Here is a 13,038-nt window from a genome sequence, read left to right on the forward strand (position 1 = left end):
TCGCCGGCCGGGCCGCGAGTGGTACGCTCACCGCCGCCGGTGCGGTCCTCGAAGCGTCGCGGAGCGCGTTCGCCTCCGGCACGATCTTCGAAACGGCGCGGCGCACGTTCGGCGCGCTCGCCGGCCGGGCCGCGAGTGGTACGCTCACCGCCGCCGGTGCGGTCCTCAAAGCGTCGCGGTGCGCGTTCGCCGCCTGCACGATCTTCGAAACGGCGCGGAGCACGTTCGGCACGCTCGCCAGCTGGGCCGCGAGTAGTACGCTCACCGCCGCCGGCGCGGTCCTCAAAGCGTCGCGGCGCGCGTTCGCCGCCCGTCGGCCCACGCTCGCCACCATCGCGACGCGGACCGCGCTCACTGCTTGCTTCTGAGCGGCGTTGCGGCGCGCCACCCGTGCCTTCACGCCGTGCGGTCCGGTCTGCGGCCGCCCGCCGTCCACCATCAGTCCCACCTTGACGCCCGTACCCGCCTTCCTCTCCACGCCCGCCAGCTGCTCGCGCGCCGCCGGCCGCGCGCTTGCCGCCCGATGTCGCGCCTGCGTCGTCGCCGCGCATCCCGCCGGGGCCGGACGCCGACGCTTTGGGTTCCGCTGGACGTGTCGGCTTGCGCGCCGACAAGCTGCCGCTACGGACAGGGGCGCGTTCGGACGAAGCCGGGCGCGGATGCTTGGCTGTTAATTTGATTCGCATGAAATCTCACACTGCGATCGCGCGCAGCAGTTCCGTCTCGACCTGAATTTGCAGGCGGTTGTCCGACAGCCCGTGCCCGTCCAGCAGGAACACGTCCTCGACGCGTTCGCCCAACGTGTTGATCCGCGCCGACGCGACGCCGACACGGTGTTCGGCGAGCACTCGCGCGATCGAATAAAGAAGGCCCGGCCGGTCGTTGGCCGACACGGACAGGATGTAGTACTGGCCGCGCTCGTCGGCCCGAAGATCGACGCGCGGCGTAACCGGGAAGGTGCGTGAGAGCCGCGACAGGCGGCCTTTCGACGGCCCCGGCAACCAGGTGCCGTCGCCCGTGAGGCGCGCGGTCAGCTCCTGTTCGACAAGGTTGGCAATGTCGCGGTAATGGACGTCCTCTTCGGTATGCGTGACGAGGAAGTTATCCAGGGCATAGCCGTGGCGCGTGGTGCTGACCCGCGCATCGAGCACCGACAGGCCGTTGCGGTCGAAGTAAGCGCAAATGCCGGCAAACAGATCGGGCTGATCCTTCACATACACCAGTACCTGCAGCGCCTCGCCGATAGGCGAGGGGCGGGCCCGAACGATCGGCACCGGCGTTTCCACGTAACGGTAGAGCACGCGCGTTTGCCATGCTATGTCCGCAGCGTCGTGGCGCAGGAAGTAGCCAACATCGAGCTTGTCCCACAGGGCCTTTTGCGCGCCTTCGGGCACCGTCTCGAGGCGCAGCAGGGCAAGCGCTTCTTCCTGGCGCGACTCGAGCTCCGAATGCGCGTCCGGCCGTGCGCCGCCGAGCACTGCCAGCGTCGCGCGATACAGGTCTTCGAGCAGCTTGCCTTTCCACGTGTTCCAGACTTTGGGGCTGGTTCCGCGGATGTCGGCCACCGTCAGCAGATACAGAGCGGTCAGACGGCGTTCGGTGCCGACCAGCTCCGCGAAACGCTTGATCACCTCGGGGTCGCTCGTATCCTGCTTTTGCGCGACCTGGCTCATGGTTAGATGCTGCTGCACCAGCCAGACCACCAATTCGCCGTCTTCGCCCTCGATGCCGTGATTGCGGCAGAAGCGCCGCGCGTCGGCCATGCCGAGCGTCGAATGGTCGCCGCCGCGGCCCTTGGCGATATCGTGAAAGAGCGCCGCGACGTACAGCACCCACGGCCGGTCGAAGCTCACGATCAACTGGCTGCAGAACGGATACTCATGCGCGTGTTCGGCGACCGCGAAGCGCCGCAGATTGCGCAGCACCATCAGAATGTGCTGGTCGACCGTGTAGACGTGATACAGGTCGTGCTGCATCTGGCCGACTATGCGCCGGAAGTTCAGCAGATAGCGTCCGAGCACGCTCGTCTGGTTCATCAGGCGCAGCGCGTGCGTGATGCCGGCCGGCTGCTTCAGGATGTCCATGAAAAGGCGCCGGTTTTCCGGATCGCGCCGCCAGTGCTGATCCATTACTTCGCGCGCGTTGTAGATGGCGCGCAGCGTGCGCGCCGACAGGCCTTTCACGCCCGGCGTCTGCTCGTACAGCAGGAACGCTTCGAGAATGGCGTTCGGCTCGCGCTCGAACAGGTCGTCGCTGGCAATTTCGAGCATGCCCTGTTTTTCGACGAAGCGGTCCGACAGCACCCGCGTAATGCCGCTCGTGCTCGGAAAGAGCTGCGCCTCGATGTTCTGGATCAGGATTGTGGCAAGCTGGGTGACGGCCTTCGCTGCCCAGTAATAGCGGCGCATGAGCTGTTCGCTCGCCCGCTTGGTGGCGGTCGGCTGGTAGCCGAAGCTCTCGGCGACCGGCGTTTGCAGATCGAACACCAGAATGTCCTGGCGACGCCCGGCGGTCACATGCAGGCGGGCGCGTAGCGACTTGAGAAAGCCCTCGTTGCGCCGCAGTTCCTGCGCCTCGCGCTGCGTGATGAGCCCGCGGGCCTCCAGTTCGCGCCAGCTGCTGCCGAAATTCGCTGCCTGGGTCACCCACAGAATCAGTTGCAGATCGCGCAACCCGCCCGGACTTTCCTTGATATTCGGCTCCAGCGCGTAAGGCGTGTCCTGGAACTTGGCGTGCCGCTGACGCATTTCCAGCACTTTTGCCTGGAAGAACGTCTTGGGGTCGAGCGCCGCGCGGTAGCGCTTCGCGAAGTCGTCGAACAGCGCCGCGCTGCCGGTAATGCGGCGCGCTTCGAGCAGCGAAGTGCGCACGGTGACGTCGTTGGCGGCTTCCTCCAGACACTGCGACACGCTGCGCACGCTACTGCCGAGTTCAAGCCCGAGATCCCACGCGAGGCCGATAAAGCGCTCGATGCGCGCTTCGAGATGATCGAGCGGCGCATCCGGCAGCAGCACCAGAATGTCGATGTCTGAATGCGGCGCGAGTTCGCCGCGCCCATACCCGCCGACCGCGACGAGAGCGAGCTCGGGCGGCAGTTCGCAGGTGTTCCAGGCGGCGCGCAGGGAGTCGTCGGTGGTGCGGGAGAGCGCCGCCATCAACGCCTCTACGTTGGTGGCGGTCTTGAAGCGTTCCAGCAACTGGGCTTTGGCCACTTTGTAGTCCGCTTTGAGCGACGTGGCGTGGGATCGGGCGACGGCTGGAACACTGCTCATGAGCGGCTGGCGGTAAAGAAGGCGAAATCGGTCAGGCGGTAGCGGCGACGACCGGCGGACGCGCGGGCGTGCCGGCGGAGACGGTCAGCACGTCGTAGCCGGTTTCCGTGACGAGCACCGTGTGCTCCCACTGCGCCGAGAGGCTGCGGTCCTTCGTCTTGACGGTCCACTGGTCCGGCATGGTGCGGATGTCGCGGCGGCCGGCGTTGATCATCGGCTCGACGGTGAAGATCATGCCCGCCTGTAGTTCGAGGCCGGTGCCGGGGCGGCCGTAATGCAGAATTTGCGGGTCTTCGTGAAACACCGTGCCGATGCCGTGCCCGCAGTACTCGCGCACCACGCTGTAGCCTTGCGCCTCGGCGTGTTTCTGGATTGCATGGCCGATGTCGCCGAGGTGCGCTCCCGGGCGGACCTGGTCGATGCCGAGCCACATGCATTCGAAGGTGGTCTGCACGAGGCGTTTCGCGAGAATCGAGCCCTCGCCGACGATGAACATGCGGCTCGTGTCACCGAAATAGCCGTCCTTGATAACGGTGATGTCGATGTTGAGCGCGTCGCCGTTCTTCAGCGTCTTGTCGCCGGGAATGCCGTGGCAGATTACGTCGTTCACCGATATGCAGGTGGCCTTCGGGTAGGGCGGATAGCCTGGCGGCTGATAGTTCAGCGGCGCAGGCACCGTGCCCTGTTCCTTCTGCATGTATTCGTGGCACAGGCGGTCGAGCTCGCCGGTGGTGACGCCCGCGGTAACGAAGGGGGTGATGTAGTCGAGCACTTCGCTCGCCAGTCTGCAGGCGACGCGCATTTGCGCGATGTCGTGTTCGTTTTTGAGTGTGATAGCCATGAGTCGGGCCTGAAATGCGATTTATTCCCCGATTATCGCACCATATGCCGTTCCGCCGCAGTCTTTTGGCGGTCTGCCCGCGCCTCGGGTGCACCTGTCGCCGCAGGCGCGGCGGCGCTGGCAGCCGACGGCTGGCTTCGGACTTGGCTGGGGAAACCTGGAGGTGCAACCGGGGACTATGCGAGAAGCGGGCAGGTTGAGTCGTCCAATAGTCGCATGCTATAATGTTTGGCTAAGTCGATCGTTTTTGCCTTGCTGTGCCTGTGTTGTCATGGTCCAGACCGGGTTCCGGTTCAGAATATGGTGGCGGCGCGTTGCCTCCGGTATGTGCCGCGATTGTGGCGTGGCAGGTGGCGTGGCGATATTCAGCAGGGCAGATCAACGTGAAGCTTGCCGTGGCGTCGGTCGCCTGAGCCACGGGCTAAATGCAGTATCAAGGCGGCAAACTCGCAAGCCGGCGCACCCAGGGTGTTCGCGGCGCTCAGCCATACAGCACAAGACGTGACATGGCAGCGCGGCGGATACGGCAGCCGGCTTAAGACCCAACCCTCGCGGAGATTTTCATGGCAGTTACCATGCGTCAAATGCTGGAAGCCGGTGTCCACTTCGGTCACCAAACGCGCTTCTGGAACCCGAAAATGGCCCCCTTCATTTTCGGCCATCGCAACAAGATTCACATCATCAACCTCGAAAAGACGCTGCCGATGTACAACGACGCGCTGAAGTACGCGCGTCAGCTGGCAGCCAATCGCGGCACCATCCTGTTCGTCGGCACGAAGCGCCAGTCGCGCGACACGATCGCCCAGGAAGCGCAGCGCGCCGGTATGCCGTATGTCAACGCACGCTGGCTCGGCGGCATGCTGACCAACTTCAAGACGCTGAAGGTTTCGATCAAGCGCCTGAAGGACATGGAAGCAGCGCTGGAAGCCGGTGAAACCGAGCGCATGAGCAAGAAGGAAGCGCTGCTGTTCGAACGCGAAATGCTCAAGCTGCAAAAGTCGATCGGCGGCGTGAAGGACATGGGCGGTATTCCGGATGCGATTTTCGTGGTCGACGTCGGCTACCACAAGATTGCCGTCACCGAAGCGAACAAGCTCGGCGTGCCGGTCATCGCGGTGGTCGATACGAACCACTCGCCGGAAGGCATCGACTACGTGATCCCGGGTAACGACGACGCCAGCAAGGCCGTCGCTCTGTACGCGGCCGGCGTGGCCGACGCGATCCTGGAAGGCCGTGCGAACGCGGTCAACGAAGTGGTGCAGGCTGCTCGCGGCGACGACGGCGACGAGTTCGTCGAGGTCAACGCGGAAGCGTAAAGCTGCCCCGTGTCCGGCAAAAAAGGGGGCTTTCAAGAGGCCCCCTTTTTTTAAGCCGCGACGCTGTAGTGGGGCGCCGGCCCGGGAGTTGGGGTGGTGCCCGACGCGTTATCCGCAAAAAAGTGCGCATAACGCTGAAACGAATTCTTGTCGCCGCTATCGAAGTGCGGGCGGCGTGTGACAGACGGTACACAGACGGAACTCAAGGAGCAAATGATGGCGGCAATTACCGCAAGCATGGTTGCAGAACTGCGCGCAAAGACCGACGCGCCGATGATGGAATGCAAGAAGGCGCTGACGGAAGCCGACGGCGACATGGCGCGCGCCGAAGAGCTGCTGCGCGTTAAGCTCGGCAACAAGGCGAGCAAGGCGGCATCGCGCGTCACGGCTGAAGGCGTGGTCGCTTCGTTCATCGGCGGCAATGCCGGTTCGCTGGTCGAACTGAACTGCGAAACCGACTTTGTCTCGAAGAACGACGACTTCCTCGCTTTCTCGAAGAAGATCGCCGAGCTGGTCGCCGCGCAAAACCCGGCTGACGTGGCCGCGCTGTCGGCGCTGCCGCTCGACGGCGAAACCGTCGATGCAGTGCGTCTCGCGCTGGTCGGCAAGATCGGCGAAAACCTGTCGATCCGCCGTTTCGTGCGTTTCGAAACGTCGAACAAGCTGGCTGCGTACCTGCACGGCACGCGTATCGGCGTGCTGGTCGAGTACACCGGTGCTGACGAGCAGGTCGGCAAGGACGTGGCCATGCACATCGCTGCGATGAAGCCGGTTTCGCTGTCGTCGGAAGACGTGCCGGCGGATCTGATCGCCAAGGAACGCAGCATTGCAGAACAGAAGGCCGCCGAATCGGGCAAGCCGGCTGAAATCGTCGCGAAGATGGTGGAAGGCAGCGTCCAGAAGTACCTGAAGGAAGTGTCGCTGCTGAACCAGACGTTCGTTAAGAACGACAAGCAGACGATCGAGCAGATGCTGAAGGCCGGCAATGCGAGCGTCCAGAAGTTCGCGCTGTTTGTGGTCGGCGAAGGCATCGAGAAGAAGCAGGACGACTTTGCTGCTGAAGTTGCCGCGCAAGTGGCTGCTGCAAAGCAACAATAAGCATCGCCCGTCTCAGCTTGTACTGTTGTTCCCGCGGCACAGCATGACTGTGCTGCGGTCGGCTGCGCCGCAAGGCTGCGCGCGGGTCGATCCCCGCGGCGCGGCCGCCGTTGGCGGACCTTCTGGGTCCGTCAATTTGGCGGCGCTTGCCCGAATCAGCGTTTCACCCCTACATTAGTCCCTTGTTGTTGCCCTGTTCTGCGCGATCTGGATACCCCTATGCCCACTGCCTACAAACGCGTTCTGCTCAAACTCTCCGGTGAAGCTCTGATGGGCGACGATGCCTTTGGCATCAATCGCGCGACCATCGAACGAATGGTGGCGGACGTGGCCGAAGTGGTCCGTCTCGGAACGCAGCTGGCCGTGGTGATTGGCGGCGGCAATATTTTTCGCGGCGTGGCGGGCGGCGCGGCCGGTATGGACCGCGCCACGGCCGACTATATGGGCATGCTGGCCACCATGATGAACGCGCTGGCGCTGCAGGACGCCATGCGCCACGCGGGCATTGAAGCGCGTGTGCAATCCGCGCTGCGTATGGACCAGGTGGTCGAGCCGTACATCCGTCCGCGCGCGATTCGCCAGCTCGAAGAAGGCAAAGTCGTGATTTTCGCGGCCGGCACCGGCAACCCGTTCTTCACGACCGACACGGCCGCTGCGCTGCGCGGCTCGGAAATCGGCGCCGAAGTCGTGCTGAAGGCCACCAAGGTGGACGGCGTCTATTCGGCAGACCCGAAGAAAGATCCAAGCGCGACCCGCTACACCACGATCAGCTTCGACGAGGCAATCGGCCGCAACCTGCAGGTCATGGACGCCACCGCCTTCGCGCTGTGCCGCGACCAGAAGCTGCCGATCCGCGTGTTTTCGATCGTCAAGCCGGGTGCGCTCAAGCGCATCGTGATCGGCGAGGACGAGGGCACTCTCGTCCACGTGTAAACTCTCGTTCACACAACGTGGGCTTTGACGCGAGCCCGGGCCGCCGCATACCGCGCGTGCTGGCCGGCTCGCCCGTTTTGAAGGTTCGGAGGTTTAAAAATGTCTGTGGCTGATATCAGGAAGGGCGCTGAGCAAAAGATGCAGCGTTCCATCGACGCGTTCAAGAACGATCTGTCGAAAATCCGTACGGGCCGTGCGCACACGGGCCTGCTCGATCATATCCAGTGCGACTACTACGGCTCGCCTGTGCCTATCTCCCAGGTCGCCAACCTGACGCTCATCGACGCACGCACGATCGGCGTGCAGCCGTGGGAAAAGAAGATGGTGCCGGTCGTCGAAAAGGCGATCCGCGAGTCGGACCTCGGCCTGAACCCGGCCACGCAAGGTGACGTGATCCGTGTGCCGATGCCCGCACTGACCGAAGAGCGCCGCCGCGAGCTGACGAAAGTGGTCAAGAGCGAAGCGGAAACCGCTAAGGTCGCTGTGCGCAACCTGCGCCGCGATGCCAACGAGCAGCTGAAGAAGCTCGTCAAAGACAAAGAAATTTCGGAAGACGATGAGCGCCGCGCCGGCGACGATGTTCAGAAGCTGACGGACAGATTCGTCGCTGAAATCGACAAGCTCGTCGCGACGAAAGAAGCAGAGATCATGACGGTATAAGCCTGCGAGGCTCCGAACAGTACGCCGGCGCGCCTCGGCGTACTGTTCACCGGGGCTCGCGTGAAGTCCGAGTCGTGAAGCGCCAGGTCTGGGAGCACTCACACTTTCAGGATTTTTACTTCTTCATTTGCAGTTATTGTCCCGACGGCCATGACCTACACCAGCTCAACCGTGCGCGTGCCTGATGTCGCCGCGGTGCCGCGACATATCGCGATCATCATGGACGGCAACGGCCGTTGGGCCACCCAGCGCCGCTTGCCGCGCGTAGCCGGTCATACGCGCGGCGTCGACGCGGTGCGCGCGGCTGTCGAGGCGTGCGCCCGCCAGGGCGTCGAATATCTGACGCTGTTCGCTTTCAGCTCAGAAAACTGGCGCCGTCCGAACGACGAAGTGTCGTTCCTCATGCGCCTGTTCGTCACCGCGCTAGAGCGCGAAATCGGCAAGCTGCACGCCAACGGCATCCGCTTGCGGGTGGTTGGCGACCTCGAGCGCTTCGATACGCGCATTCGCGATCTGATCCGGCGCGCCGAAACCAAGACGGCGCGCAATACGCGCCTCACGCTGACCATCGCCGCGAATTACGGCGGCCGCTGGGACATCATGCAGGCTACCCGCAAGCTCGTCGAGCAGGCGGCTCAGGCGGGCAAGCCGGTCGAGGTGAACGAGGATACCTTCTCCGAGCATCTGTCCATGGCCTATGCGCCCGAGCCGGATCTCTTCATCCGCACCGGCGGCGAGCGGCGCGTCAGCAACTTCCTGCTGTGGCAACTGGCCTACACCGAGTTCTATTTCACCGACACCTTCTGGCCTGATTTCGACGCCGACGCGCTCGGCCGCGCCATTGCTTCGTACGGCGAGCGTGAGCGCCGATTCGGTCGCACCAGTGCTCAGCTCGAGCCGCAATCGCAAAACGTCGATTCGCTTCCATGCTAAAAACCCGTGTCATCACGGCAATCGTCCTCCTGGCGGTGTTCCTCCCCGTCACGTTGTTCGCGCCGGTGGGCGCGTTCGGCGCGCTGATCGCTTTCGTCGTCGTCTTCGCCGCGTGGGAGTGGGCCCGGCTGCTCAAGCTGGGCGGGGCGGGCCCCATCGTCTACGCGCTGGTGGCGGCTGTCGCGCTGGTCGCGAGCACGCGGCTCGGCATCGGCGTGGACGGGGCACGTCCGTTTTACAAGGCTGCGGGCATTTTCTGGGTAATCGCCGGCCCGTTCGTGCTGCTGCGCAAGCCCACGCTCGCGCAAGGCGCCTGGCGCACCTTCCTGTTTCTTGCTGGGATTGTGATATTCGTCGCCTGCTGGCATGCTCTCGTCGCCGCGCGCATGCAGGGCGTGTCTTTTGTGCTGTCGCTGCTGCTATTGGTATGGCTCGCCGATATCGGCGCATACTTCTCGGGTAAGGCGTTCGGCAAGCACAAGCTCGCGCCCGCCATCAGCCCCGGCAAGACCTGGGAGGGCGCGATCGGCGGCTGGCTCACGGTGATGATCGTCGCGCTCGCGGCGGTCCTTTCGCATGCGTTCGAGCCGACCCTGTATTCTGAACTGTGGGCGCATTGGGGCGCCCCGCGCGCGCTGCTTGCGCTGACCGTGCTGGTGGCGTTCAGCGTAGTGGGTGACCTTTTTGAATCGATGATGAAACGCCAGGCCGGCGTGAAAGATTCGAGCGGCCTGTTGCCGGGGCACGGTGGCGTGCTTGACCGCATCGACGCATTGTTGCCGGTGCTGCCGCTTGCCATGCTGCTGCTCGGCTAGAGAAAGAGATATGCAAAAACGTCTGACATTGCTCGGTTCCACGGGCTCGATTGGAGACAGCACGCTCGACGTCGTCGCGCGTCACCCGGAGCGCTTTTCGGTTTATGCGCTCAGCGCGCACCGCAACGGCGACAAACTTGTCGATCAATGCCTGACGTTCCGCCCGGAAGTCGCGGTGGTGGGCGACGCCGACACGGCGGCCCGCGTCGCGGCGAAGCTCCGCGCAGCCGGCTGCCCGACCGAAGTGACTTACGGCCCCGAGGCGCTTGTCGAGATTTCGAAGAGCGACGGCTGCGACACGGTCGTCGCGGCGATCGTCGGTGCGGCGGGCCTCGCGCCGAGCCTCGCCGCGGCGCGCGCCGGCAAGCGGATCCTGCTTGCGAACAAGGAAGCGCTCGTGATGTCGGGCGCGATTTTCATGAACGCGGTCCATGACAACGGCGCCATCCTGTTGCCGGTGGATAGCGAGCACAACGCCATTTTCCAGTGCCTGCCGCGCGAAGCCGCGCTGCATGGCGGCGTCTCCAAGATCATCCTGACGGCGTCGGGCGGCCCGTTCCGCACGCGCGAACCGGCTAGCCTCGTCGACGTGACGCCGGAAGAGGCCTGTAAGCATCCGAACTGGGTCATGGGCCGCAAAATCTCGGTCGACTCCGCGACGATGATGAACAAAGGCCTCGAAGTGATCGAGGCGCATTGGCTGTTCGGCCTGCCGGGCGAGCGCATCGACGTGCTGATTCACCCGCAAAGCGTGATCCATTCGCTGGTGTCCTACGCAGACGGCTCGGTGCTCGCGCAACTCGGCAATCCCGACATGCGCACGCCGATCGCCCATGCGCTCGCATTCCCCGATCGGGTGGATTCGGGGGTTGGGCCACTGGACCTCGTGCAGGTCGCGTCGCTGTCGTTCGAAAAGCCGGACTATGCGCGGTTCCCTTGCCTGGCATTGGCCATGAAGGCGCTCGCCGAAGGCGGCGTCGCCAGCGCGGCGCTCAACGCCGCTAACGAAATTGCTGTTGAAGCGTTCCTGTCGCGCCAGATCGGCTTCATGGCGATCGCGCAGGTGGTCGACTCGGTGCTCAACGCGTTGCCCAATCGCAGCGCGCACGCGCTCGAAGACGTGATCGAAGCGGACGCCGCCGCGCGTCGCGCCGCAGCCGAATACATCGCGCGTCTGCCCGACGCCGCCCGCCGCACGGAACGCGCCGTCCAGTGAGGCGTATATGAATCTGCTGATCGAGGTGCTCGCCTTCGCGGTCGCGATTGGCGTGCTAGTGGTCGTCCACGAATACGGGCATTACAGCGTGGCGCGACTGTGCGGCGTCAAGGTGCTGCGTTTTTCGATCGGCTTTGGCAAGCCGCTTTTCCAGTGGGTCAGTCCGAAGAGCGGCACCGAGTGGACGGTTGCGGCGCTGCCGCTCGGCGGCTATGTGAAGATGCTCGACGAGCGGGAGACGGGCGGCGCGCCGATTCCCGCTGACGCGTTGCCGCATGCATTCAACCGGCAGTCGGTGTGGCGCCGCATTGCGATCGTCGCGGCCGGCCCGGTGGCTAATTTTCTGCTGGCTATCCTGCTGTTCAGTCTCGTGTTCGCCACCGGCGTGACCGAACCCGCGGCGATTCTCGCCCCGCCCGCGCCTAACACCGCGGCTGCGGTCGCCGGGCTCGAGGGCGGCGAAACGGTTGTCGGCGTGCGCGCGGAAAACGCCGCTGAAGCGGAGCCGGTGCGTTCCTGGTCGGACCTGCGCTGGAAACTGCTCGGCGCGGCTTTCGACCACAAGCGCGTGGTGCTGAGCGCAAAAGGCGCGGACGGCACGTCCGATTTCCAGCTTGATCTGCGCGGTCTCACAGAGAAAGACGTCGACGACAACTTCATGTCGCGCCTCGGCTTCGAGCCCGGCGGCGGCAAGCTGACGGTGGCCGGTGTACAGCCCGGCAGCGCGGCGCAAAAGGCGGGACTTCTTCCTGGCGACCGTTTGCGCGGGATCAACGGTATTGCGACCGACAACGCCACGGCTTTCATCGCGTATGTAAAATCGCACGCCGGCCAGTCTTTGACGCTACAGGTCGAACGCGCAGGGGCGGGGCAAGGGCAGACTCAGGCACAGACCCAGCAGGCCGGCAGGCTCGAAGACATCCGCATCGTTCCGCAAGCGCAGCGCGACGCCGCCTCCGGAGAGCTGGTCGGCCGCATCGGCGCCGAACTCGCGACCCAGGTGCCGTCCATCGACGTGCGGTATGGACCTCTCGAAAGCCTGCGGCTCGGCGCGCATCGTACGTGGGACCTTGCGGTTTATTCCGTGCGAATGTTCGGACGCATGATCGTTGGCGAGGCGTCGTTAAAGAATCTGTCGGGCCCTGTGACGATCGCCGACTATGCAGGAAAGAGCGCACGTCTTGGTCCTTCTGCATTTCTTTCGTTCCTTGCCCTCGTCAGTATTAGCCTCGGTGTACTGAACCTGCTACCAATTCCGGTATTGGACGGGGGTCATCTGTTATATTATTCGGTTGAAGCTGTGACCGGGAAAGTTGTCTCCGATCGCTGGCAACTCGTTTTTCAGAGGGCGGGTCTCGCCTGCATTGTCGCTTTGTCGGCGATTGCGCTGTTCAACGATCTCGCTCGTTTAATCCACTTTTAAAGTGTCCGGCGGCGCTCACCATAGCGGCCGTCCGACCTGATGCAGCTATACACACTGGGGAAGCACGTTGTTTAAACCTCATCGCTTTGTTCCGAAGACGGTTATAACCGCGGCACTTGCCGCGCATGGGCTGGTTGCTCACGCAACGACGCCTTTCGTGGTGCAGGACATCCGGATCGAGGGATTGCAACGCGTCGAACCTGGTACCGTGTTCGCGTATCTGCCTATCAAGCAGGGCGACACGTTCAACGACGACAAGGCGTCCGAAGCCATTCGCGCGCTGTACGCTACGGGCTTCTTCAACGACGTCAAGATCGCAACCGAAGGCAATGTGGTGATCGTGCAGGTGCTGGAGCGTCCNNCCATCGGCANNATCGACTTCGCGGGCATTCACGAGTTNGNCAAGGAAANCCTNACCAAGGCGCTGCGCGCGGTCGGCCTGTCGCAGGGCCGTTACTACGACAAGGCGCTCGTCGACAAGGCCGAACAGGAACTGAAGCGCCAATACCTCACGCGTGGCTACTATGCCGC

The 13,038-nt window shown here is 63.9% G+C and carries 12 protein-coding genes; 10 read left to right on the forward strand and 2 right to left on the reverse strand.

Annotated features, from left to right (window positions below):
- The coding region (locus F757_RS36345; RefSeq protein ID WP_035467630.1) for a hypothetical protein at positions 1 to 368 on the forward strand (368 nt) is incomplete at its 5' end.
- A 324-nt stretch (positions 369 to 692) separates the two neighbouring features.
- Here the strand turns inward: F757_RS36345 and F757_RS0129310 are convergent.
- Both F757_RS0129310 and map read right to left on the reverse strand, forming a co-directional pair.
- Positions 693 to 3,272 (reverse strand): [protein-PII] uridylyltransferase, encoded by a 2,580-nt coding sequence (locus F757_RS0129310; protein WP_027214447.1) that lies wholly within the window; start codon positions 3,270 to 3,272, stop codon positions 693 to 695.
- Between the two features lie 31 nt (positions 3,273 to 3,303).
- Positions 3,304 to 4,113: a type I methionyl aminopeptidase gene (map, locus tag F757_RS0129315; RefSeq protein WP_027214448.1), complete on the reverse strand. Its 810-nt coding sequence runs from the start codon at positions 4,111 to 4,113 to the stop codon at positions 3,304 to 3,306.
- Between the two features lie 563 nt (positions 4,114 to 4,676).
- Here map and rpsB point away from each other — a divergent pair.
- The 9 genes from rpsB to F757_RS34330 all read left to right on the forward strand — a co-directional run.
- The gene (gene rpsB, locus F757_RS0129320) at positions 4,677 to 5,429 is read left to right on the forward strand and encodes a 30S ribosomal protein S2 (protein WP_013338881.1); all 753 of its coding nucleotides are present in this window, start codon (positions 4,677 to 4,679) and stop codon (positions 5,427 to 5,429) included.
- 216 nt (positions 5,430 to 5,645) lie between these two features.
- Entirely contained in the window at positions 5,646 to 6,527 is an 882-nt protein-coding gene (gene tsf, locus F757_RS0129325; RefSeq protein WP_013338882.1) for a translation elongation factor Ts, read from the forward strand.
- A gap of 219 nt (positions 6,528 to 6,746) precedes the next feature.
- Positions 6,747 to 7,460 (forward strand): UMP kinase, encoded by a 714-nt coding sequence (pyrH, locus tag F757_RS0129330; RefSeq protein WP_013338883.1) that lies wholly within the window; start codon positions 6,747 to 6,749, stop codon positions 7,458 to 7,460.
- Between the two features lie 99 nt (positions 7,461 to 7,559).
- The gene (gene frr / locus F757_RS0129335) at positions 7,560 to 8,120 is read left to right on the forward strand and encodes a ribosome recycling factor (RefSeq protein WP_013338884.1); all 561 of its coding nucleotides are present in this window, start codon (positions 7,560 to 7,562) and stop codon (positions 8,118 to 8,120) included.
- A gap of 150 nt (positions 8,121 to 8,270) precedes the next feature.
- Complete coding sequence (gene uppS / locus F757_RS0129340; RefSeq protein WP_027214449.1) at positions 8,271 to 9,053, forward strand: polyprenyl diphosphate synthase; 783 nt, start codon at positions 8,271 to 8,273, stop codon at positions 9,051 to 9,053.
- Positions 9,047 to 9,868, forward strand: coding sequence for a phosphatidate cytidylyltransferase (locus F757_RS0129345; protein ID WP_027214450.1), 822 nt, complete (start codon positions 9,047 to 9,049; stop codon positions 9,866 to 9,868). The genes uppS and F757_RS0129345 overlap by 7 nt, the downstream gene beginning before the upstream one ends.
- Positions 9,869 to 9,878: 10 nt before the next feature.
- Positions 9,879 to 11,084, forward strand: a complete 1,206-nt coding sequence (locus F757_RS0129350) for a 1-deoxy-D-xylulose-5-phosphate reductoisomerase (protein ID WP_027214451.1) — start codon at positions 9,879 to 9,881, stop codon at positions 11,082 to 11,084.
- 7 nt (positions 11,085 to 11,091) lie between these two features.
- Complete coding sequence (gene rseP, locus F757_RS0129355; protein WP_027214452.1) at positions 11,092 to 12,507, forward strand: RIP metalloprotease RseP; 1,416 nt, start codon at positions 11,092 to 11,094, stop codon at positions 12,505 to 12,507.
- 67 nt (positions 12,508 to 12,574) lie between these two features.
- Positions 12,575 to 13,038, forward strand: a 464-nt coding sequence (locus tag F757_RS34330) for a POTRA domain-containing protein (protein ID WP_332258143.1), incomplete at its 3' end; no start/stop codon positions are given.

This window comes from Burkholderia sp. WSM2232, assembly GCF_000472545.1.
Lineage (GTDB): Bacteria > Pseudomonadota > Gammaproteobacteria > Burkholderiales > Burkholderiaceae > Paraburkholderia.

Excerpts from the sequence above, each read along its gene's own strand:
- F757_RS0129345 (WP_027214450.1), top strand. The coding sequence starts at position 9,047 with ATGCTAAAAACCCGTGTCATCACGGCAATCGTCCTCCTGGCGGTGTTC.
- tsf (WP_013338882.1), top strand. The coding sequence starts at position 5,646 with ATGGCGGCAATTACCGCAAGCATGGTTGCAGAACTGCGCGCAAAGACC.
- rpsB (WP_013338881.1), top strand. The coding sequence starts at position 4,677 with ATGGCAGTTACCATGCGTCAAATGCTGGAAGCCGGTGTCCACTTCGGT.
- rseP (WP_027214452.1), top strand. The coding sequence starts at position 11,092 with ATGAATCTGCTGATCGAGGTGCTCGCCTTCGCGGTCGCGATTGGCGTG.
- pyrH (WP_013338883.1), top strand. The coding sequence starts at position 6,747 with ATGCCCACTGCCTACAAACGCGTTCTGCTCAAACTCTCCGGTGAAGCT.
- F757_RS0129310 (WP_027214447.1), bottom strand. The coding sequence starts at position 3,272 with ATGAGCAGTGTTCCAGCCGTCGCCCGATCCCACGCCACGTCGCTCAAA.
- uppS (WP_027214449.1), top strand. The coding sequence starts at position 8,271 with ATGACCTACACCAGCTCAACCGTGCGCGTGCCTGATGTCGCCGCGGTG.
- frr (WP_013338884.1), top strand. The coding sequence starts at position 7,560 with ATGTCTGTGGCTGATATCAGGAAGGGCGCTGAGCAAAAGATGCAGCGT.
- map (WP_027214448.1), bottom strand. The coding sequence starts at position 4,113 with ATGGCTATCACACTCAAAAACGAACACGACATCGCGCAAATGCGCGTC.
- F757_RS0129350 (WP_027214451.1), top strand. The coding sequence starts at position 9,879 with ATGCAAAAACGTCTGACATTGCTCGGTTCCACGGGCTCGATTGGAGAC.